The organism is Sulfurospirillum sp. hDNRA2, assembly GCF_024206095.2.
Lineage (GTDB): Bacteria > Campylobacterota > Campylobacteria > Campylobacterales > Sulfurospirillaceae > Sulfurospirillum.
In genome coordinates, this window is sequence record NZ_CP159800.1 from 97,812 (window position 1) to 118,736 (window position 20,925).

Here is a 20,925-nt window from a genome sequence, read left to right on the forward strand (position 1 = left end):
CTTTTTAGGCGTCTTCTTTATGCTTGCATTTGATGCACTCAAAAATCTCTTTTTTACGCAGTTCGCGTTTTGCCATAATGTAGCCGCATTCGGGGCATTTTTTATCGGTCGGTTCGTAGTTGGAGATAAATTTGCACTTAGGATAGTTTCCGCAACCGAAAAATTTTCCGCGACGGGAACTTCGCTCGATAATCTCGCCTCCGCATTCGGGACACGGAACGCTTAAGGTAATTTTTTCCTTCGGCGCGGCGGCGGTTGTTTTTTTGAGGTTTTGGGTGTACTTACATGTCGGATAGGTACTGCATGCGATAAACTCGCCGAAGCGTCCTTTGCGTCTAACGAGTTCTTTGCCGCACTCAGGGCACATTTCGCCGGTAAAAACGACCACTTTTTGGCTTTCGATGCCCGTTTTACCTTGAGTGACTTGCGCCTCAAACGGTTCGTAAAACTCCCATAAAATCGATTGCCAGTCCTCTTTATCTTCGGCGATAAGGTCTAAACGCTCTTCCATCGTCGAGGTAAACGAAGAATCGACGATTTGCGGAAAATGTTTTTCCAAAAGTTCGGTGACTTGAAACGCAATTTCGGTAGGAACGATCTGCTTTTTCTCGATGCCGATGTATTCGCGTGCGCTCAATACCGAGATCGTCGGCGCGTACGTCGAAGGACGTCCGATACCCAAACTTTCGAGCTTTTTGATCAAGCTTGCTTCGGAGTAGCGTGAAGGCGGTTCGGTAAAATGCTGATTGGCGTCTAATTTGCTGAGCGTGACGGTTTGCTGGAGTGAGAGGTTCGGAAGCAGTTTGTCTTTGTCGTTATCGCCGTACACTTTGTAAAAGCCGTCGAAAAGAAGCTTTCTTCCCGTTGCTTTAAACTTCCCGTGCGTACTTTCAAAAACGAGGGTTTGCGACTCGAAACGCGCGTTGGTCATTTGAGACGCTAAAAAGCGATTGTAAATCAGCGCGTAGAGTTTGAACTCATCGGGTTTAAGGTACTCTTTGGCAATTTCGGGCGTAAACGATAAAATGGTCGGACGAATCGCTTCGTGCGCCTCTTGCGCGCCTTTACTTTTGTTGGCGTAAAAGCGGGGTTTCTCCGGCAAATAAGCTTCGCCGTAGGTTTTTTGAATCGTTTCGCGCGCCGCATGAATCGCTTCTTGCGCAACGTTTAAAGAGTCGGTTCGCATGTACGTGATGACGCCCATCGTGCCTAAGTGCGTTTGCACACCCTCATAAAGCGTTTGCGCCAAAATCATTGTTTTTTTCGGAGAGTATCCTAGCGAACTCGAAGCACTTTGTTGAAGCGTCGAGGTCATAAATGCCGGACTCGGAGAGCTTTCGCGCTCTTTCTTCTCAATCAACGCAACCTGAAAGTTCTCGTGAAGTAGCGTCTCTTTGATTGCAGCAGCGCGTGCCGCGTTCTGGATGCTCATTTTTTCGATTTTTTCGCCTTCAAACTCGATTAACGAGGCTTCGACGGTTTTGTTAAAGAGCGCATCGATGCTCCAAAACTCCTCTGCTTTAAACGCGCGGATCTCTTTTTCGCGATCGACGACGATTTTGAGCGTGGAGGATTGTACCCTGCCGGCACTGAGTCCCTTTTGGATTTTAGAAGAGAGCAAAGGCGAGAGTTTATAACCGACGATACGGTCCAACAAACGTCTGGCTTGTTGCGCGTTGATGCTGCTTTCGTCTAAGATGCGCGGATGCTCTAATGCATGCGTGATGGCATGTTTGGTAATTTCGTGAAATACGATACGCGGCAAGCTTTTGGGGTCTTTTCCGATCGCCGTAGCGATGTGAAAGCCTATTGCCTCTCCTTCTCGGTCCTCATCGGTCGCGATATAGACTTGATCCGCTTCTTTTGCTAACTCTTTGATCTCTTTGACCACGCTTGCGTGATCTTTGGAGACGCGGTATTCGGGTATAAAGGCTTTATCTTCGATTTTGATACCGAAACTGCTTTTGGGAAGATCGCGAATATGACCCTTAGATGCGACAACCGTATAGTTTTTGCCTAAAAAATTTTTAATCGTTTTTGCTTTTGTCGGGGATTCGACGATAATGAGATTTTTCACTAATTTTTCCATCTTTACATGTAAACATTTTTGCGTATTCTATCGAAAAAAAAATCTTTTGAAAACTATGCGTTAAAACTAAAGTTTTTTTTGAGGGTGTCGATCTTGTTTTCATCAAAGGCAAGGATGCCTGCGAAATTACAGATAAAAGGATTTATCATGGGTTTCCGTATTAATACTAACACCGCTGCCTTGACGGCTCACACAAGTGCAACGATGAACAACAGAAGTTTGGACAACTCTCTTGCCAAACTTTCTTCAGGTCTTCGCATCAATAAAGCGGCAGATGACGCTTCAGGTCTTGCAATTGCAGACTCTTTGAGATCTCAAGCAAGTTCTTTGGCTCAAGCGGTCTCTAACGGTAACGATGCGATCGGTTTGATTCAAACGGCGGACGGTGCTCTTAACGAGTACTCTTCAATTCTTGATACCATCAAAACCAAAGCTACACAAGCCGCAAGTGATGGTCAAAACTCTACAACACGTTTGGCGATCCAAAAAGATATCGATAAGTTGATGGAAGAACTTAACATCATCGCAAAAACGACGTCTTTCAACGGTCAAAAACTTCTTTCCGGTACGTTTACCAACAAAGAATTCCAAATGGGTGCAAGTGCAAACGAAAGCGTAAAAGTCAGTATCGCTTCTGCACAAACAAGCCAAATCGGACAAGTTAGTACGGCTGATTTGTCACTTGCCAGTGCAGGCGTTAATCAACTTACGCTTAAAAGTGCTACTTCAGGCAAAGAAATTCAACTTGCCTCCGTTAATATTCAATCCGACAATGACCCAGAACACGGTATGGGAAAACTTGCCGACTTGATTAACCAATACACGGGTGACACGGGAATTTCTGCAAAAGCGGTTGTTACGAGTACGACGGCGGCCATTACTGCCGGTACGACGGGTAGCGATTTTGCAATCAACGGCGTTAACATCGGTGCTATTAACGTTACGGCAAACGATGCAGACGGTACGCTTTTAACGGCAATCAATAACAAATCAACCGAAACGGGCGTAACGGCAAGCAAAACGACAGACGGCAAGATTAAACTTACGTCATCAGACGGTAGAGCTATCAGCGTTACGGGCGATCTTTCCGGCGTAACGACAAGCACCAATAAAGACTTAAGCACCGTAGGACACCTTGAAGTAACACAAGCCGGTTCTTCTACGTTCCAAATTACGGGTTCTAAAATGGGTGCGGCAGTCGGTGAAGATATTACGACCGCTGCTACTGTCACAACGGTTGAAGACTCCGTTCTTGCAATCGGTAGTTCGTTTGCGGCAGAGAGTACTTTAGCTGCAGGCAGTTCTTTGGGTGGCGATTTTACGTTAACGGCATCCTTTACCGCAAGTACGGACACCTTGTTGAAAACAGGTTCTACGATTGCTTCTGGTTCAACTATCAGCAAAGATACGACATTAGGTGCTACGTTAAATACGAATGCGAATGCTACACTCAGCAGTGATATGTTGATTAAAGCCGGTTCCGTTCTTGCGACAGGTTCTATTTTAGACGCAGGTACGACCTTGATGCAAGATATCGATAACGGCGGTACGTTGTATAAAGCCGGAACGGTTCTTCATACCGATCTTACTTTGTCCGATCAAGTAACGCTCGCAAAAGATATGTTGATGAAAGTGGATGTTCTTGATGCGGATGCTATGATCGCAGCAGGCAGTAAGCTTTTAGCCGGTACGGTACTCGGAGCGGATATCGTTGTTTCTTCTAAAGTGACGACAAGCCAAGATATGGCGATCAAAGATGATACGGTTCTCGTAACCGGTAGTATCATGAAAGCCGGAACGGTTCTTGGTGATAAATTAGCACTCGGAGGCAATACGCTTACGACGACGATCGAGTCTAAACTTGCCGGTTCATCTGTTTTAAGTACGGGTGCTACGATTAAAGAAAACTCTACACTCGGTGCTTCCGTTCAAAATAATGCCGACGTAACGCTTAACCAAGATATGGTCATTAAAGAAGGCTCTATTTTAGCAACGGGTACCATCTTAAAAGCCGGTACGGTTATCAATCAAGACCTTACTGCCGCACAAGTTGGCTCAGGTAGCGGTCCTGGAATTAAAGCCGGTACGACTTTAGGTACAGACGTTACGTTGACGGCAAGTATGGTTGTTACCGACGACTTTACGATGATCAAAGGAACTTCCGGTACGAATGCAACAATCGAGTCAGGTTCTACGATTGCCATGAACTCTAAAGGCGGACAAGATAGCGTTGAACTTGAAAATGAAGCGTTTAGCAACCTTTCAAAAATTGACGTTACGACCTTGGAAGGCGCTATGAAAGCGATCGACATCGTTACTGCGGCGATTACCAACCTTGATAGTATTCGTTCCGATCTCGGTTCTGTTCAAAACCAAATCACGAGTACGATTAACAACATCTCCGTAACGCAAGTAAACGTTAAATCAGCGGAATCTAATATCCGTGATGTTGACTTTGCTGCCGAGTCTGCAAGCTTCTCAAAATATAACATCCTTGCACAATCAGGAAGTTATGCGATGAGTCAAGCAAACTCTGTACAACAAAACGTTCTTAAACTACTTCAATAGTTTTAGATAAGTTTCTGCGAAAACGTTCTTCAATGAATATCCAAGGTTCTAAAGAACCTTGGATAGACACTTCAAACCCGCGTCGCGTCATTTCGCAACGCGGGTTTTTTTATGCCTTTAAAAAACTTTCTAATTTTGAAACGTATGTCGTAGAGATCTTAAGCAATTGACGTATTAGGAGCGTATTAAGCGGTTGAATATGTTTAAGAGGCTGCTCGAGCTCTTCGGTGTTGAAGAAGTCGTAGATATAACTGAGAATAATTTGAAAGTATTGATAATAAACTTCTGCCAAATTCGAGCCGGTTTTATTCTCCATATCGCTTAAATCCCATGAAAGCTTTGCTAGCGTCGTGAGATATGCTTCAACGGTAGCGTATTTTTTCTTTTGGAACGTTTTGATGACTTTCTCAAGTTTTTTAGCTTCGTTAACTTGGTAAAGCATTTGTGCACGGTCTTCTTGGTTAAAGTGTGCTTCGGAAATCGTACTGAAAAAAGTACCGAGTTGTGTTTGGATTGCCGTGTAGTTAAGCGGTTCAAACTTTTGCCAGTCGTACGTTTCGACATGTAAAGGTTCACAGTTTTCCAAATAAGCACCGTTACTCAAGTTGTAGATGTGATGATGCTCTTTTTTGAGCCGTTCGGTAAATAAAGCAGCCTGCTCGATGGAGAGTTTATAAGCCTCAAGCGTAGGAATGCGTTCTACAAAATTGCCTTTGACGTATGTTGCGGAAGCGTTAGGATCTAAAGACGCATTGTGCGTTTCTACGGCACCTTTTGCTTGATACGGATGATATCCGCCGTGCGTTTGCATGGTATCGGGATCCAGTGCTAAGTCTACACCTAACATGTACATGTCGGAGATACCCAAAATCATCATAATTCCAAGCGTATATTCACCTACGCTCGGTGCTGAAAAATAGCCGAATCCTTTTTTGTACTCGGTTCCTTGCTCGATAAAATAGATACGATCCTTATGAAAGCGACTAACGGTTTTCTCATCGACATTGGAAGCAAGAATAGCGATAACGTCATGAAAATAGGTTTGCGGATCTAAGCCTTCAAAGAGTAAAGCACTGTTTTCACCCGGATCGATGTGTACGACGATGTTCGGCTTAATCCCGTGTGCGTGTAAAAGTCGACATGTCGAAAGTGCGGAAACGATGATGAACCGATCGCGATTGGCGGTGAGCCATTCGATATTTTTGAGGGTCGAAGGGCCGGAAAAAACCATCAGAACAGGCTTGTTGCTCAAAATGTTTCCTTCTCTGCCGTGATAACGCGTCATAAGATTGATAAAAGCATAATTTTGAACCAAGTATTTCGGGGAATCGACGTAGCGCAATAAAATGGCACTGTAACCGTAATTGATATAATCTTGCGAAAGTACATGTCCTTGTAACCTTTGTAATTCGCTTTGGTAATGAAGCATAAAAGGAACATGTTTGATGTTAAGGTTGTGATTGTTGCCGGTATTTAAAAATGCCACAAAGAGTTCCCTCTCCGCCACTTCATCGTCCGTAAGCGAAAAAAAAGCGATACGATCATTTAAAACGTGTGCATAATCCGTGACAAACAGGGATAATCTGAAAAGTTCTAAATTTTTTTCTTTGATGAAGATAATTTTCGACTTTAATTTTTTGATAATTCCTTGAAGATAGAGCCCTAATCCGACGCCTAAAAAGATGACTTTCGCGGATTGTTTCATATGCGTCGTATCCGGTGCATATTTTTTCGTATAGTTGATAATTTTAATGGTTGCCCATAAAGCGTTATGAAAAGAGAGTTCGCTTTTGTCGATGAGTTCGGCTTGTTCTTCACTGGCTCGACAATATTTTTGCGCTTTAAAAACACCGCCCGTTTTTTTGAGATCGTATGCATCGATTATTTTTTGCGCACTACGTAGGCTATTCTCATTATAAAGGTATTGCAAAGAAGAGAGCTCGCAAACGTCGAAATACCCTTCGTCTTTATACTCTAATGCGTATTGTTCCGCATATTTTCCTTCTTCGATTAGCGTGTTTAAAAGAGCGATTTTGTCGTAGACGGCTTTATGAGAGGTTTGGAAATACGCTAAATTTTTTTGAAACGTTGTGAGTGCTTGCTGTTCGATGTTTTCCATTTAGCCTCTTTTTTCCATTAAAAACCACGTTAAATCTCCTTGAATAAAGACGGGATCTCTACGGTATACAAAGCCATAGTCGATTAACTGTAAATCAGGATACGTATCCATGAGCTCTCCGGCAAAATCGCGTTTATACATTTTTTCGCTAAAGCCTCTATAGGGAATTTCCATCGGCGTCGGATTGTAATATTCGATCAGGCAGATGTAGCGTCGAGAGCTCTCGTACATTGTTTGATAGACGTGCGGAAGGGCTTGAGGGTCAATATGAATCAAAACGCCTTTGGAAAAGACGAGGTCATAAGGCAAAGGTGCCGAAAAATCTAAAATGGATTTGTGGTGTACGTGAAGGTCGTGAATTTTTTTGAGTTCGTTGACTGCCGTTTCGTTAATTTCGACGGCATTGAGCTGCGCATGCGGTAGGAGATTTTTTAAAGCATGGATATTCATACCGATATTGGCACCGAATTCGATGACGGATTGAACATGATTCGTGCGTTTCAAAATCGATGCAAAAAGTGCCGTATTAGAGGCTAAAAGCCATGCTTCTTGGTTTCGTTGAATGTACTCATCGCCAAATTTTCCGGCCCAAAATTTTTCTTGCTCGGTTTGATACGTTTCCATCAATAGCTCCATCCTCATCAAAGTTTAATCTAGTAAGCAACAAGTATTCCGAGGTATTATGCGTTGAGCGATTTCCACGCCGCCTCTTTGGTAATGCTGATTTGAAAATTATAAGGGAGTTGTCCGTGTTCGACGATGATCTCTCGTGAAAGGTTTTGAATAATAAAATCCGAAATTTCAAACGGATTGATGTAGAACATCGTCTCTTCTTTAAAATTCGTATAGGTTGAAATCGCGTTAAAAATAACTTTTTTGTTCGCCAAAGCGTACATTTTTTCAATAAAAGAACAAATCCATTGAAAATCTTGTCCGTAATTACTGTTAAAAAGACCGCTGAGAACGACGTAATCAAATGTATCGTCGAGCGTATCGTTTAAAATATCAACCACGCTAAAACGCTCGCTATACTTTGGATAAAGCTCTTTAGCACAATCGATTAAAAGCGCGTTGATATCGTAGCCGTTGTATGTTCCTCGAAAACCGGAGTAGTTCAAATGCCTCAATAAGCCGCCGTTGCCGCAACCGATGTCTAAAACGGAAACATTACTCTCATTGGGGATATGTTTGGCAATCAGATGATAACGATAAAGGGCTTTTTGTTCGTCGTCCCAGTGTACGGACGCTAAGGTATGCGCACCGAATTTGTGAGCCGAATCGTTGTAAATAGCAATAGCGTTTTCTTTAATGTTTGCAGAATGCATTCGTGACCTCCAACTTAAATTGATCAATGAGTCGAATCAAAGGCTCATAGTGATAGAACTTGATAGCTTGCATATGCGAGATCGTCTGGGCACCCATGCCTCGCTTAAAATGCGAGATATTGAGCTCTTTTTCGTCCGCATAATCGGTAAAACCGTTAATTGCATTTAAGATACACGGCTCTCCGAATCCGAAAGTCGTGAAATTTTGTTCTTTGAAATAGACGATAGCATGCCATAGCAAGTAATGATTTAACGGTAAATGGTGAAAAAGTTCACGTGTGTCGTAAGCACTACTGGCGTAAATAACGTTGCGGGTGTCGTGGAAAAAATAGTTTGCCATTACGATGGAGTCTTGATAACAAACGGCAATGAGGGTTGCTAAGCGGTTTTCGATAAGGGTAAATTGCTTGCGGTATATTTCATCGCTTTTTGGAATTTTACCGGCATTTTGCATATGAATTTTATGAAAAGCGACATACGTCTGATGCAGGGTTTGCGCATTGGAAGGATCCGAGTAAAGAATGGAAAACGCATCGTTTTTAATGACGGAGTTGATGAAAGATTTGTAGCGTTTTCGAAGGTTTGTCCAAAGCTCTTCTTTTGAAGTTTGCAGATCGAGCGTACCTGTCGTGCTCGTCGTATCTATAAAACCGTATAATCGTAGTCGATTAAAGCGGCTATCTTCGAACGCCGAGAGTTTAAATTTGACGAGTGAAATATTGAAAAGTGCACAAATAGCGTCAATTTTTTCAAAAATCGCTTCTTCGTATTTATGAGAGCATGCCAAGGGTGCTATGACGTATCCTTCGGCTATCGAAATCGATAACCCGTCGTGCGTACTCGTCTCTATCGGCAGAAAGCAAATACCTACGCATCGGTTATTCTCTTCTACAACGAAACTTTGATCCATATGCAACCGACTGCTATAGGAGAGCGCGTATTCTATGAGTGCTAAGGCGTAATGAAAGTCGCTACGATGTGTGCCGAGGTACTCGTTCCATAATCGTTCAAACGTCGGTGCATCTTCATGCTTAAAAATAAAATTCATGAGTGTCGATCCGTGAACAGTTCCTCTTTGTTTTCCCAGACTTTGCTAAACGCTCTTACCACATCGTCCATATCGTCTTTGCTCATGCCAGGACGCATCAGCTCGTGGGTAAAAAGGCGCTCAAAATGCAGGCTTTCGCACACAGGACAGTCGCCTTTTTGGTAGGTTGCAGTGGAGAGGTTAAACGGATAGCCTTTGCTTCCAAACGCGATTTTGTGCGCAAAAAGTGGTTGTAAGTAGATCGGTTTTACATACCCACATCCGATTAAAACATCGGAATCATCGCGCATGATGGTGCGAGGAAGTTCCGCTTTGACCGCTTTGATGAAAACATCACGGGGTACACCTGCTAACGTGGCATCAAACTCTAAAGGATGCACGTAAAAAGCGTGTTTGGCATGTTTGCGAATGGTGGTTGTTTTAAGGCAAGGAATACTTTTAAGCGCCTCGTTAATGTAAGCGACATTTTCTTGACGCGTTTTGAGTAAAGAGGGCAGTTTTTTAAGCTGTTCACGCGCCACTGCACACTCCATCTCGGTCATACGAAAGTTAAAACCGATCATGTTGACCAGTTCATCTGGCGTGCTAAAGCCTTTATTTGCCATGACGGATTCGGCGTGGTTGCGGATGAGTTGGAGTTTGTTAGCCAGTGTGTCATCATTAGTGACGATGACACCGCCTTCACCTGAGTGGATGTGTTTGTGGTAGTTGAGTGAAAAAACACCCATATCGCCAAGCGTGCCCGCAAACTTTTCTTTGTACATGGCACCCGGGGCTTGCGCCGCATCTTCGATAACGATGAGGTTATGTTTTTTAGCAATGGCATTGATGGCTTCAACATCATAAGGTTGTCCAAAGATGTCGACAACGATGATGGCTTTGGTTTTTTGGGTAATCTTTTGCTCAACGCTTTTAGGATCTAAACAATAGGTCTCTTTTTCCACATCGGCAAATACGGGAATACCACCGTAAAAAAGTGGCGCAACGGCGGAAGCTGACATGGTGTAGGGGCTCACGATCACTTCATCGCCCGCTTCGATACCCGCAGCACCTACTGCGCAGATGAGTCCGGACGTGGCGGAGTTCACACTGATGGCATGTTTGACGCCAAAAAAGGCTGCCCACTCTTGCTCAAAAGCGCGCACTTCATTGCCGCCGTAAAAATCCTCATGCCAAGCACCCAGATACGTGGAGAGTTTTCCGCTACGAAGTACACGAAGTACGGCCTCTTCTTCCTCCACTCCTATGGTGTTGTACGCGGGAAAAGGAGTAGATCTTAGTTTTTCTGCACCGTTAATCGCTAATTTTTTCATTTTCATTTCTCTTTTGCAATGGTTTCAAAAATTTTCGCATGAACATTGATCTGTTCTTGCAGTATCTGTTTGCAGGTTATATCGTCGTTTTGGAGCAAAAATTCAAGGGAATGAAGCGCGTAGTGTTGCAAGGTATTGGGCAGGGTCTCTTCGTGCTCCAAACTAAAATAGCCTTCGTACAGAGGGGAGGGTTTTTTGACAAAGGTGTCGATGCGCGCACCGCCCTCTTTGATCTCCACTTTGCCGTTTTCAAACCAGAGGGTTAGTTCAAACGCGGAATAAGGAAGCGCTTCCATGCAACTAAGAATGCCTCTTGCCTCTTTACATGTAACTTCAAAATCGCCGCCGATATCTTCGTGTAAAGGGTTTACATGTAAAGACGTGATGCTCTTGATTTCGCCAAAAAAGTGGCTCAGGGCGGCTAGCATATGCACCCCATTGTGCAGCAGTCCTTTGGTGAAAACGCCTTGAAAACGCACGGCTTTGCCCCATTTTTGTGCGGCAATGTCATGGGCAAGTTTGATAAATGAGGGGTCATATCTGCGCATTAGATGAAGCAAGACTTTTTTCTCGCTAGAGAGGAGTAGTGGTGCAATGTGAGCGAGCTCTTTGGCGGTTGAGACCAGCGGTTTTTCACAGATAATCGCTTGCAAACTTTTTACATGTAAAGCCTCTTCCAATGCGCTGGCGTGAAACTGTGTTGGGGATGCAATGGCGAGCAGGTCGATGGTTTCATACTGCAAAAGTGCGTCTAGCGAATGGTAAACGCCCATTTCGCCCCAACGACCGATAAACGCGCTTTGGTTGGTGCTATTTGGCTCACAGATGGCGACTAGTTTGCAATGTGGATGCTTCAAAAATGCGTGAGCATGTGAGGCGATGTTCGCACTCTTAGGCGAGTCGATCAAACCGCCGATGCTTCCTGCTCCAACGATGGCACATGAGAGGACTTTTTGCATTAGTTTCCTAGCTGTTTTTCTAAGAATAAAGCAAAATCCATACCGAAATCTTCGTGGTTTTCGCCAATGATGTGAAGTTGAGACAGTGTGAAGTTTTCAAAGCTTTTCAGCTGGTTGGTTTTGGGCAGAGGAACGCAACACTCTCTTTGGTTTGAAGGGATGTAGGAGATCACTTTTTTACCCAAGAGGTATGCTGTATAAAGTGCGATGGTGTCGACGCCGATGACCACTTTAGCACGGGCAATGTCTTCTAAAAGTGTCGCGTGGCTAAACTCAGCACTTGGGTCAATCGCTCGGTAGCATTCAGGTGTGTCAGAGGGATGAAGGCGAATCAAGATATTTTCGCATTCAAAAAGAGCTTTACATGTAAGGATGTCTTCAAAGACCTCTTTTTCAGTAAACCCCCAAGCATAGGCATCGCCAAAGATGCGTGTTGCTACTTTAGCGGTGGGTTCACTTAAAAAAAGCAAGGTGTCACTCTCTTGAATACTTCCTAAAACATTTTGCGCCTCTTTGAGTTGCGTTACTAAAGCATAGTTTTTGATAGCGATAACGTTAGGAAGCCCCAAGTCTTTGGCTTTATCGAAGCTGGTTTGATCGTGCGCCGCGATGAAAGAGGGCAGGTTGTTTTCCCAATTTTTTTCAGGGTATCCGAAGCGTTCACGGTAATTTGTCCAGTGGTCTAAAAAGGCAATGCTAGGAAGAGCGTTTGCTTTAGCGTAGGCTAAAAAGTGGTACTCAAGGTGGTTTTGCCAGCCCGTGCCATAGAGGATGATAGAAGGGGCAAATGAAGAAAGTTTCGCTTCTATATCGCTTTTCTCTGGCGTTATCTCACACCAAAAATGCTCTAGTTTTTTCGCTTTGATGAGCGTGTAACACGGCGAATCGGCCAAAGAGAAGATGCGAAATTCCCCACCATGTAAAGAGGCTTTGAGTAGCTCTAAGAGTATCTCAGCGCCTCCTGCATCATGGGCAAAAAGAGCGATTTTTCTCACTCGACATCTTCCTTGCAAAGACGCTCTCCAAAGTTTAACGCTTTTGTGGCGCGTTTGCCTAAAACCTCTTTGAGATATTTTGGATGCAGTCCATACCCGGGACGAATAGAGCGGATATTTTCTTCGCTCAAAATTTCGCCTTTGGCAACCTCTTTGGCGACGTAAAGACTGCGCGAAAATTGTCTGCCTTTGATGCTTTTTTCATCGGTGTTGTAGGTGGGTTTCCCTAAGAGTTTTTCTGTGTCACGCACCGCTTGAACCATTTGCGTAAACGCTTCCATATCGAGCGAAAAAGAGGCGTCCGCACCACCGATGCTTTTGTCTAAAATGAAATGTTTTTCGATGACTTTAGCCCCCAGTGCTACGGCGGTAATAGGAGCGGTAATGCCTAAAGTATGGTCTGAAAATCCCGCGATAACGCCAAAACGTTTGGCAAGATCGGGTATCGTTAAAAGGTTTGCACCCTCCAGTGGGGCAGGGTATGAGGAGGTGCATTGCAATAAAATAATATCAGAGTTATCTTCCCTTTGGCAGATGCGCACCACATCTTCGATCTCACCTAGTGTCGCGATGCCCGTGGAGATAATCATAGGTCGTTGTTTGGACGCCATATAGCGCACCAACTCATAGTCTGTGATCTCAAAGCTCGCTACTTTGTAGGCTGGCGGATTGAGTGTCTCTAAAAAATCCACAGCGCTTTTATCAAACGGTGTGGAAAAACAAAGCAGTCCTTCCTCTTTGGCAACCTTGAAAAGCTCTTTGTGCCACTCCCACGGGGTGTAGGCATCTTTATAGAGTTCATAGAGCGTTTTATTATCCCAAAGTGTGCCGCCTTTGACGACGAAATCCTCTTTGTCGCAGTTGAGTGTTAAGGTATCAGCCGTATAGGTTTGAAGCTTGATGGCATCCGCCCCCGCTTTTTTAGCCGCTCTTATGGTCTCTTTGGCAGTCTCAAGACTGTGCCCATGATTGGCGGAAAGTTCAGCGATGATAAGGGTTCGTGTGCTATCTAAATTAAAATGACCGATGTTCATGACTTAGCTCCATGCAAATAACCTCTTTTTCATTGACCATTTTACGCCCTTTTTCGCAAAATCCAAATTTTTCATACAACGCTTTAGCCTTCGTGTTGCTCTCAAAAACTTCCGCTTTGAGAATGCGTACTTTTAAGGTTTCAAAGGCATACGTTACGATGGCATCCATCAAAAGTGAGCCGACGCCTTTTTGATGAAGCGTGGGGTTGGCATAAAGTCCCATCACAGCACGCTCATTTGAGATGTTATTAAAGTCGATCACGCCTATATCAACACCTTCATGCTGCACTAAGAAGTAACATCTATCTTCACGCGTTTTTAAACTCTCGATAAAGCTAAAATGCTCCGCTTCGCTGATGGTCTTTTCATTGTACATGTGCGCTCTCACAGCTTCATGGTTGCGCCATGCCAAAATCATCTGTTTTTGAGGCTCACTGAGCGTTGTAAAGTTGCATAAATAAAGACGCATCCCACTCCTTTAAAACAGGGTATTCCTGCTTTTGAAGATATGCAAACATATCGTCTTGATTGCTTGCCACTTTAATGGCGATGAAAGGCACTTCCATGAAAAGCACCTCATGCACCATGACGCTGGGTGTCACAATGGCAAGACGGCTTTGATGCAATAGCTTGGCAACTTCGTTGGAGTTTACATGTAAAGCAATGTTGGGCTTATCTTTGACGTAGTTTTGAAGCTCGCTAAGATGAGCGTTTGCACCAGTCGTGAGTACGCTTACATGTAAAGAGTGCGGAAGCGTTTTTAAGATGCAAAGCGTGATGTTAGAAGCGTCCGTTCCACCCATGGCGACTAAAACATCGTAGATTTTTTCACGTGTCTGTTTTTTTTCTTCTTTAAATTCATCACGAATGAGCGTGTATAAAATGCCACAACGAAGCTCACACCGTGGTGGCACTAAACCTTTGTAACGCTTTTTGTCGGCTGAAATATTGTGGTTGAGTAAGATGTCACAGTGGTGCGCTTGGTAGGTGTCATCGAAGCTTAGGATTTTCACCCCTGTAGCCTCTTTGACTTTGCGCTCAAAATCGGCGTCAATACCGTAATGATCAATCACCAAAAGGTTTACATGTAAATCTTTAATGAGGGCTATAAGTTCGTCTGCATCGTTTGAGTTTAAAATTTTGACTTCGTAAGGAATCGAGGCGATGATGTTGCCCTCTAGGTTTTGGCAGGCAAAGATGACTTCACCCTCACAACTTTTGGCAAGCACCAAATCACGCATGATGTGCCCAAGCCCAATGGTGCTTGAGCTGTCACTTCGAATCAAGGTTCTCATGCGAGATTCAGTGCTCTCATCATAAATTCTGCGCGCGTCCAATCTTCTGGCGTGTCGATGTCTTGCACCAAATGGCGCGGTAACAAAACAGCGGTGGAGTGGGGTGCAAAGATGACTTTTCCTTCCAGCCATGCCTGAGGTGTTCCCCAGTAAAACTGCCCCGCATCGTGGTACGCTTCTTCCAAATCTTGGCTTCTCGTGTTAAAGTGTTCAGGCGAGAACATCTCGACGCGGTCGTCGTTGGTGAGCCTGATGGCACGCTGAATGGGAAAGGGAAAACTGGTGGCACTAAAGCAGTACGCGGCTTTACATGTAAGCAGTTTTTGGTAGGCTTCTTGAATGTAAGTTGGTTGCACAAAAGGGGCGGTGGCATAGATGCAACAGACCGCTTCCACCTCGCTGATGTCGTGTACCGAAGCCGTGATCGCATGGGCGATAACCGGAATGGTTGCCGTGTGGTCATCACTCAGCTCTTTGGGGCGCATAAAAGGAACGTCGGCTCCAAGGGAGCGAGCGTACGCGGCGATCTCTTCATCGTCAGTGCTCACAACGATTTTATCAAAACAGCCACTTTTTTGGGCGGCTTCAATGCTATAGGCGATCATCGGTTTGCCACAAAATGCTTTAATGTTTTTACGAGGAATGCGTTTACTACCGCCTCGCGCGGGGATAATGGCAAGTCTCATAGGTGGCATCCTTTGATGGAAGCTAGCACTTCAAGCAAGGTATCGGCGACCATCTTCGCGTCATCCATGCTCATACCTTGATGACAAGGAATGGAGAGTTCTGCTCGGTAAAAATCTTCGGTGGTCTCTAAACGTTGCTCGCCAAAACGCTCTTGGTAGTAGCTAAAGTGGTACACAGGTTTGTAGTGAACTTGCACACCTAAACCCTTTACATGTAACGCTTTGAAGATGTCTTCTTTGGAACACCACAGCGAGCGATCGAGTAAAATTGGGTAGAGATGGTAAGTGCTTCGTTTGGTCTGATCGATGGCAATCGTCGTAAAAAAAGGATTGTTTAAAAAGCGCTCATCGTAGTAATGCGCGATCTCGTTGCGTTTGGCGATGAAACGCTCCAAACGTTTAAGCTGTGAAAGCCCAAGAGCACACGCAACGTCGCTAAGGCGGTAGTTTTCACCCAGCATCACCATATCCGAATTCCACAACTCTTTTTTGACAATGCCGTGACTTCTAAGCAATTTGGCGTGTTCGTAAAAAGCGGTGTTATTCGTGGCAATCGCACCACCTTCAAAGGTGGTAATGGGTTTAATCGCGTGAAAACTAAAGATGGTCATATCTGCCACATTTCCCACTTTTTGCCCATTGATTTCACTGCCAAGCGCATGGCTCGCATCTTCGATAAGAAAGAGTTTATGTTTATCACACAGTGCTTTGATGGTGTCAATAGGCAGTGGATTTCCGCCAAAATCCACAGGCGCTATTGCCTTGGTTCGAGGCGTGATTAATGCCTCTAGTTTGCGCTCATCTATATTTCCATCGTAATGGATGTCGCAAAATACAGGGGTTGCGCCGCATTGGATGGCAGTGTTAGAAGTGGCGGAAAAAGTCAGTGGTGTGGTGATGACTTCATCACCCGCTTGAAGATTGATGATCTGATACGCAACATGCAACGCCGACGTGGCAGAGTTCATCACACACACATGCTTGACTCCAATATAGCGTGCGAGTGCCTCTTCAAAGTCACTCACTTTTTTCCCACCCGTTAAAAAATCGCCTTTGAGCGTCTCAACAACCGCGTCTATGTCGCTTTGGTCGATACTTTGTCTGCTGTAAGGAATCATGCGTTTATCATCTCCATTAAGCCTTTGGCGTCTAGCCACTGGGTATTGGTCTCTGAGCTGTACTCAAAGCCGTATTTGACGGGAGTTCCCTTCTCTCCAAGCACGTTACATGTAAAGTCATTGCGTTGGGTAAAAGCGATGCTCGGCTGAATGACATAATGGTCGTGAAACTCCAGCGTTAGGTGGCTGTCATCTTTGGGCACCATCACCTCGTGCATCTTTTCACCGGGGCGAATACCGATGATCTTCACGCCCAACTGTGGCGCCATACTTTTGGCAAGATCGACCATCTTCATCGATGGAATTTTAGGGATGAATATTTCACCGCCTTGCATACGCTCAAAGTTTTTAAGCACGAAATTAACTCCTTGCTCAAGCGTAATCCAAAAGCGTGTCATCTCCGCTTCGGTGATGGGAAGCTCTTTAACCCCCTCGGCAATCAGTTTTTTAAATAGAGGCACAACGGAGCCGCGGCTTCCTACAACATTGCCATAACGCACAACAGCAAACTGGGTTCTTCGCGCACCTCTGATGTTATTGGCGGCGATGAAGAGTTTATCGCTCGCAAGTTTAGTCGCACCGTAAAGATTGATGGGGTTAGCAGCTTTGTCGGTGGAGAGTGCTATGACTTTTTGCACACCACATTCCAGTGCGGCGTCGATGACGTTTTGCGCTCCGTAAATGTTGGTTTTGATGCACTCCATCGGGTTGTATTCGGCAATAGGAACATGCTTAAGTGCTGCGGCGTGAATCACATAATGTACGCCGTACATCGCATTTTTCAAACGATCGACATCGCGCACATCGCCGATGAAAAAGCGCATACAAGGATCGCTGAATTGCTGTGCCATCTCGTACTGTTTGAGCTCATCTCTGGAGTAGATGATGATTTTATTGGGTTTGTAATTTTTTAAAAGAATCTCGGTATATTTTTTGCCAAAACTGCCTGTTCCGCCCGTGATAAGAATATTTTTTCCGTTAAACACGATCAGCCTTTCTCGAAAGAATTCAATGTATTAAAATTTTAAAAAGCAATTTTGATTCCGCTTCGTCATTTGACAAGCGTATCTTTGGAGTAGTATAATAAAGAGATCTTTACAAAAGGAGCCTGTGATGACCATTTCAAGCAGTTCCAATAACCAAATTTTAAACCTCATTTCTCAAAATAAAAACTCTGCCGATACGACCTTGGAAAAACTTGCGGCAACACGCGAATTAACGGGAGCCGATAGTGCAAACCTGATTATTTCCGATGCCCTCGCTTCACAGATTTCGTCTATCAGTCAAAATGTCCAAAACGCCAACGAAACGGTTAGTATGTACCAAATCGCGGACAGCTCTTTACAAGCGATCGGTGCGGGGACGGAGCGACTGAACGATCTTTCCGTACGCTATAACAGTGCTTCTTTAAACAGCGATCAAAAAGCGATGCTTCAAGAAGAATTCGACGCGATCAACCAATCGATGCAAGACATCGCGAACCAAACGACGTATAACGGCATTAATTTGCTTTCGCAAAGCTACGGGCTCGACGTCTCGGGATTAAGCACGTTAAGCATCGACGATCAGCAAGGCATTAACGATTTTTCGCAAAGTATTGCTTCGCTTTCCGCAACGGCAAGTTCGCGTATTAACGGTGCGACTAGCGATATTACCAACGCGTTAACGACGATTACGAATTTGAGCAGCGCCGATTCTCAAATTTCACAAACACCTTTAGATCAAAAGATCGCACAAATGAACAGCGACGAGATCAAACTGACAAGCTCCGTTTTGTCTCAGATTCACCAAAACAGTATGATGCAACAAAGCATTTCGGCACTGTTGATCTAACCTTTTTTTGAATGCCCCGTATTAACAATCAAGCATTTTACGAAAAAGCCATCAAGCGGTACGGATGTACCGCGCGAGGCTTGAACTGGAACTCAAAATACTCCCAATACCTTCGATTTGAGATGATTCACGATCTTGTGGGCGATGCGCTATCCTCGTCAAAAATCGTCGATGCCGGTTGCGGTTTCGGGGATTTGTATTTTTTTCTGAAACAAAGAGGTTCGCTCCCGCGTTGTTACGTCGGGTACGATCTTGTGGACGAAGCCGTTTTCGTGGCACACAAACGCACAAAGCAACGCATCGTCAAATGCGATATTTTAAACGACGTGCTCGAAGATGCCGACTTTTACATCGCGAGCGGTTCGATGAATATTTTAAACCGTTTCGAGACTTTTTTGTTTATTCGTCGTTGTTTTGAAGCTTCGCGCAAAGGTTTCGTATTCAATTTGCTCAAAGGCGAAGATAAAGAGGGACATTTTAACTATTTTTTGCCGCACGAAATTGAAGCATACGTGAATGAATTCGCTTACGACGTGAAGATTAAAGACGATTATATGGAGGGAGATTTTACGGTGTTACTTTTAAAAGAGGCGACGGAATGATCTTACGTATGCTCGCAGGCGTAGCGGCACTGTATGTGCTTGCCATAGGCTATATATATTTGACGCAAGACGATCAAATTTTTCCGATAAAGCATGTCCTCAAAGAAGCACCGCCGATGAGCGATGCGATCAGCCCTTTGAGCTTACATGTCGCTGACGGTGCGGTTTTGGAAGGAGTGTTGAAAAAAGACGAAGAGCCGAACGCGCCGTTGATTCTCTATTTCGGAGGGAACGGCGACGATGCAACGCATTTTGCCGTGCAATCGCCGCAAGGCTACGATATGATCGCATTTAACTATCGCGGTTACGTCGGAAGCACGGGCAAGCCTTCCGAAGAAGCTTTGTTTCACGATGCCCTGAAAATTTACGATCACTACGCCAAAGGGCGTAAAGTGTTTGTGATCGGGCGGAGTTTAGGAACGTGCGTCGCAACGTTTTTAGCAAGCAAACGCGTCGTAGACGGGTTAATTTTGATCACGCCGTACGATTCGATTCTCTCTTTAGCTCAACGCAAATACCCGCTTTTTCCGGTTGCCGTGTTGTTGAATCATCCTTTCGAGACGACGCGCTATATGCCTTTCGTGAGCGCGCCTATCGGCATTATCGAAGTGGAAAACGATGGGATGATTCCGCGTTACCATTTGGAAAAACTGCTAGAAGCAATGCCTTGCGAGCCTATGCATGTCGTATTGACTCAAACGACGCATCAAAAGGTCTTAGACGACCCGAATTTTACCCCGCAATTACAAATTTTACTAGGAAAAATGGATGAATAAAGTATACGTAAAACACTCCGTCGTTGCAAAAATAAGGCGGTTTACGCCGTGGATTTACGCCAACGAAATTGACTCCGATCCGGAAGAGTTTCAAAGCGGCGAAGTCGTTGCACTTTTTTCCAAAAAAGACGGCTTTTTAGGAACGGCGTACGTCAATCCCAAGTGCGCTATTTTCGCACGAATCCTTAGTTTTGGCAAAGAGGAGATCGGCAAAAAGTTTTTCCATAACCGCATCAAAAGAGCCATTGCAAAGCGTAAAGCGCTTTTACACGGTACCAACGCGGTTCGCCTTGTTCACTCTGAAGCCGACTTTTTACCGGGATTGATCGTCGATCAATACGGCGATGCGCTCTCCGTTCAGATCAACACCGCAGGTATGGAAGTATTTCGTGAGTTGATCATTAGCACCCTTAAGCAGTTGCTCAATCCCTCGTGGATCGTTGAAAAATCTGACGTACATTCACGAGAAATCGAAGGCTTGGAGAGCAAAAACGGCACACTGTTTGGTACACCGATAAAGCAGTTTACTCTTCTCGAAAATGGTTTGAACTTTTTAGTTGACATCGAAGATGCGCAAAAGACAGGCTTTTACCTTGACCAACGCAAAAACAGAGCAATCTGTGCTGGCTATATCAAAGAGAATGACACCGTGCTTGACCTCTGCTGTAACGCGGGTGGCTTTGGCATCTACGCGCTCTTAAAGGGCGCAAAAAATGCCGTGTTTGTCGACATCTCCGAATCAGCAATAGCGCAAACCAAAGCCAATTTAGAAGCCAACACGATGGAGCATTTCGAAGCCTATGCCGCCGATGCATTTACTTTTATGAAAGAGAAAAAGTACAAAAACAGTTTTGATATGATCGTCCTTGACCCGCCATCGTTTGCCAAAACCAAAGAACAAGCCAACGGCGCTAAACGAGGCTTCAAACACCTCTTGATGGAAAGCACCAAAGCGGTGAAAGATAGCGGCTTAATCGCGCTGTTTTCGTGTTCGTTTCATGTGGGTAAAAAAGAGCTCTTAGAGATCGCGATGGAAGTCTCACATGACCTCAAAGTGCAATACATCCTCTTAGAACAGATGCAACAAGACTCAGACCATCCGTGTTTGATTAACGCAAATGCTTCGTTTTATCTGAATGGGTTGTTGCTCAGGGTTGAGAAATAG

The 20,925-nt window shown here is 44.6% G+C and carries 19 protein-coding genes; 5 read left to right on the forward strand and 14 right to left on the reverse strand.

The window, feature by feature from the left end:
- Nucleotides 1–4: 4 nt before the first annotated feature.
- A complete protein-coding gene (gene topA / locus NL930_RS00515; RefSeq protein ID WP_254377317.1) occupies nucleotides 5–2,077 on the reverse strand; it encodes a type I DNA topoisomerase in 2,073 nt (690 codons plus the stop codon).
- 159 nt (nucleotides 2,078–2,236) lie between these two features.
- Between topA and NL930_RS00520 the strand changes: the two genes are divergently transcribed.
- Nucleotides 2,237–4,657: a flagellin gene (locus NL930_RS00520; protein WP_254377316.1), complete on the forward strand. Its 2,421-nt coding sequence runs from the start codon at nucleotides 2,237–2,239 to the stop codon at nucleotides 4,655–4,657.
- Between the two features lie 109 nt (nucleotides 4,658–4,766).
- Here the strand turns inward: NL930_RS00520 and NL930_RS00525 are convergent, their stop codons facing one another.
- Genes NL930_RS00525 through pseB form a run of 13 tightly spaced genes read right to left on the reverse strand, consistent with a single transcriptional unit; the run spans nucleotide 4,767 to nucleotide 17,535 of the window.
- Nucleotides 4,767–6,776, reverse strand: a complete 2,010-nt coding sequence (locus NL930_RS00525; RefSeq protein WP_254377315.1) for a 6-hydroxymethylpterin diphosphokinase MptE-like protein — start codon at nucleotides 6,774–6,776, stop codon at nucleotides 4,767–4,769.
- On the reverse strand, nucleotides 6,777–7,400 hold the full coding sequence (locus NL930_RS00530) for a pseudaminic acid biosynthesis-associated methylase (protein ID WP_254377314.1): 624 nt from the start codon (nucleotides 7,398–7,400) through the stop codon (nucleotides 6,777–6,779). It lies immediately after the preceding gene.
- Nucleotides 7,401–7,456: 56 nt separating this feature from the next.
- Entirely contained in the window at nucleotides 7,457–8,101 is a 645-nt protein-coding gene (locus NL930_RS00535; protein ID WP_254377313.1) for a bifunctional 2-polyprenyl-6-hydroxyphenol methylase/3-demethylubiquinol 3-O-methyltransferase UbiG, read from the reverse strand.
- Complete coding sequence (locus NL930_RS00540; RefSeq protein WP_254377312.1) at nucleotides 8,082–9,149, reverse strand: GNAT family N-acetyltransferase; 1,068 nt, start codon at nucleotides 9,147–9,149, stop codon at nucleotides 8,082–8,084. The genes NL930_RS00535 and NL930_RS00540 overlap by 20 nt, the downstream gene beginning before the upstream one ends.
- Nucleotides 9,146–10,462 carry a DegT/DnrJ/EryC1/StrS aminotransferase family protein gene (locus tag NL930_RS00545; protein ID WP_254377311.1) on the reverse strand — a complete coding sequence of 439 codons (1,317 nt, stop codon included), beginning with the start codon at nucleotides 10,460–10,462 and terminating at the stop codon, nucleotides 9,146–9,148. The genes NL930_RS00540 and NL930_RS00545 overlap by 4 nt, the downstream gene beginning before the upstream one ends.
- Before the next feature lie 2 nt (nucleotides 10,463–10,464).
- Nucleotides 10,465–11,421, reverse strand: a complete 957-nt coding sequence (locus tag NL930_RS00550; RefSeq protein WP_254377310.1) for a Gfo/Idh/MocA family protein — start codon at nucleotides 11,419–11,421, stop codon at nucleotides 10,465–10,467.
- The gene (locus NL930_RS00555) at nucleotides 11,421–12,416 is read right to left on the reverse strand and encodes a hypothetical protein (protein ID WP_254377309.1); all 996 of its coding nucleotides are present in this window, start codon (nucleotides 12,414–12,416) and stop codon (nucleotides 11,421–11,423) included. The genes NL930_RS00550 and NL930_RS00555 overlap by 1 nt, the downstream gene beginning before the upstream one ends.
- A complete protein-coding gene (gene pseI / locus NL930_RS00560; RefSeq protein WP_254377308.1) occupies nucleotides 12,413–13,450 on the reverse strand; it encodes a pseudaminic acid synthase in 1,038 nt (345 codons plus the stop codon). The genes NL930_RS00555 and pseI overlap by 4 nt, the downstream gene beginning before the upstream one ends.
- Nucleotides 13,431–13,919 (reverse strand): UDP-4-amino-4,6-dideoxy-N-acetyl-beta-L-altrosamine N-acetyltransferase, encoded by a 489-nt coding sequence (gene pseH / locus NL930_RS00565; RefSeq protein WP_254377307.1) that lies wholly within the window; start codon nucleotides 13,917–13,919, stop codon nucleotides 13,431–13,433. Before pseH ends, pseI begins: the two co-directional genes overlap by 20 nt.
- A complete protein-coding gene (pseG, locus tag NL930_RS00570; protein WP_254377306.1) occupies nucleotides 13,882–14,745 on the reverse strand; it encodes a UDP-2,4-diacetamido-2,4,6-trideoxy-beta-L-altropyranose hydrolase in 864 nt (287 codons plus the stop codon). The genes pseH and pseG overlap by 38 nt, the downstream gene beginning before the upstream one ends.
- Nucleotides 14,742–15,431: a pseudaminic acid cytidylyltransferase gene (gene pseF / locus NL930_RS00575; protein ID WP_254377305.1), complete on the reverse strand. Its 690-nt coding sequence runs from the start codon at nucleotides 15,429–15,431 to the stop codon at nucleotides 14,742–14,744. Before pseF ends, pseG begins: the two co-directional genes overlap by 4 nt.
- Nucleotides 15,428–16,549, reverse strand: coding sequence for a UDP-4-amino-4,6-dideoxy-N-acetyl-beta-L-altrosamine transaminase (gene pseC / locus NL930_RS00580; protein WP_254377304.1), 1,122 nt, complete (start codon nucleotides 16,547–16,549; stop codon nucleotides 15,428–15,430). The genes pseF and pseC overlap by 4 nt, the downstream gene beginning before the upstream one ends.
- A complete protein-coding gene (pseB, locus tag NL930_RS00585; protein ID WP_254377303.1) occupies nucleotides 16,546–17,535 on the reverse strand; it encodes a UDP-N-acetylglucosamine 4,6-dehydratase (inverting) in 990 nt (329 codons plus the stop codon). Before pseB ends, pseC begins: the two co-directional genes overlap by 4 nt.
- Before the next feature lie 127 nt (nucleotides 17,536–17,662).
- Here pseB and NL930_RS00590 point away from each other — a divergent pair, with 127 nt between their 5' ends.
- The 4 genes from NL930_RS00590 to NL930_RS00605 are packed head-to-tail and all read left to right on the forward strand — an operon-like array spanning nucleotide 17,663 to nucleotide 20,925.
- The gene (locus tag NL930_RS00590; protein ID WP_254377302.1) at nucleotides 17,663–18,382 is read left to right on the forward strand and encodes a flagellin; all 720 of its coding nucleotides are present in this window, start codon (nucleotides 17,663–17,665) and stop codon (nucleotides 18,380–18,382) included.
- An 11-nt stretch (nucleotides 18,383–18,393) separates the two neighbouring features.
- Nucleotides 18,394–18,984: a class I SAM-dependent methyltransferase gene (locus NL930_RS00595; RefSeq protein WP_039675347.1), complete on the forward strand. Its 591-nt coding sequence runs from the start codon at nucleotides 18,394–18,396 to the stop codon at nucleotides 18,982–18,984.
- Nucleotides 18,981–19,760 (forward strand): alpha/beta hydrolase, encoded by a 780-nt coding sequence (locus NL930_RS00600; protein ID WP_254377301.1) that lies wholly within the window; start codon nucleotides 18,981–18,983, stop codon nucleotides 19,758–19,760. Before NL930_RS00595 ends, NL930_RS00600 begins: the two co-directional genes overlap by 4 nt.
- A complete protein-coding gene (locus tag NL930_RS00605) occupies nucleotides 19,753–20,925 on the forward strand; it encodes a class I SAM-dependent rRNA methyltransferase (protein ID WP_254377300.1) in 1,173 nt (390 codons plus the stop codon). The genes NL930_RS00600 and NL930_RS00605 overlap by 8 nt, the downstream gene beginning before the upstream one ends.

Excerpts from the sequence above, each read along its gene's own strand:
- NL930_RS00520 (WP_254377316.1), top strand. The coding sequence starts at position 2,237 with ATGGGTTTCCGTATTAATACTAACACCGCTGCCTTGACGGCTCACACA.
- NL930_RS00525 (WP_254377315.1), bottom strand. The coding sequence starts at position 6,776 with ATGGAAAACATCGAACAGCAAGCACTCACAACGTTTCAAAAAAATTTA.
- NL930_RS00530 (WP_254377314.1), bottom strand. The coding sequence starts at position 7,400 with ATGGAAACGTATCAAACCGAGCAAGAAAAATTTTGGGCCGGAAAATTT.
- NL930_RS00535 (WP_254377313.1), bottom strand. The coding sequence starts at position 8,101 with ATGCATTCTGCAAACATTAAAGAAAACGCTATTGCTATTTACAACGAT.
- NL930_RS00540 (WP_254377312.1), bottom strand. The coding sequence starts at position 9,149 with ATGAATTTTATTTTTAAGCATGAAGATGCACCGACGTTTGAACGATTA.
- NL930_RS00545 (WP_254377311.1), bottom strand. The coding sequence starts at position 10,462 with ATGAAAAAATTAGCGATTAACGGTGCAGAAAAACTAAGATCTACTCCT.
- NL930_RS00550 (WP_254377310.1), bottom strand. The coding sequence starts at position 11,421 with ATGCAAAAAGTCCTCTCATGTGCCATCGTTGGAGCAGGAAGCATCGGC.
- pseI (WP_254377308.1), bottom strand. The coding sequence starts at position 13,450 with ATGAACATCGGTCATTTTAATTTAGATAGCACACGAACCCTTATCATC.
- pseH (WP_254377307.1), bottom strand. The coding sequence starts at position 13,919 with ATGCGTCTTTATTTATGCAACTTTACAACGCTCAGTGAGCCTCAAAAA.
- pseG (WP_254377306.1), bottom strand. The coding sequence starts at position 14,745 with ATGAGAACCTTGATTCGAAGTGACAGCTCAAGCACCATTGGGCTTGGG.
- pseF (WP_254377305.1), bottom strand. The coding sequence starts at position 15,431 with ATGAGACTTGCCATTATCCCCGCGCGAGGCGGTAGTAAACGCATTCCT.
- pseC (WP_254377304.1), bottom strand. The coding sequence starts at position 16,549 with ATGATTCCTTACAGCAGACAAAGTATCGACCAAAGCGACATAGACGCG.
- NL930_RS00590 (WP_254377302.1), top strand. The coding sequence starts at position 17,663 with ATGACCATTTCAAGCAGTTCCAATAACCAAATTTTAAACCTCATTTCT.
- NL930_RS00595 (WP_039675347.1), top strand. The coding sequence starts at position 18,394 with ATGCCCCGTATTAACAATCAAGCATTTTACGAAAAAGCCATCAAGCGG.
- NL930_RS00600 (WP_254377301.1), top strand. The coding sequence starts at position 18,981 with ATGATCTTACGTATGCTCGCAGGCGTAGCGGCACTGTATGTGCTTGCC.
- NL930_RS00605 (WP_254377300.1), top strand. The coding sequence starts at position 19,753 with ATGAATAAAGTATACGTAAAACACTCCGTCGTTGCAAAAATAAGGCGG.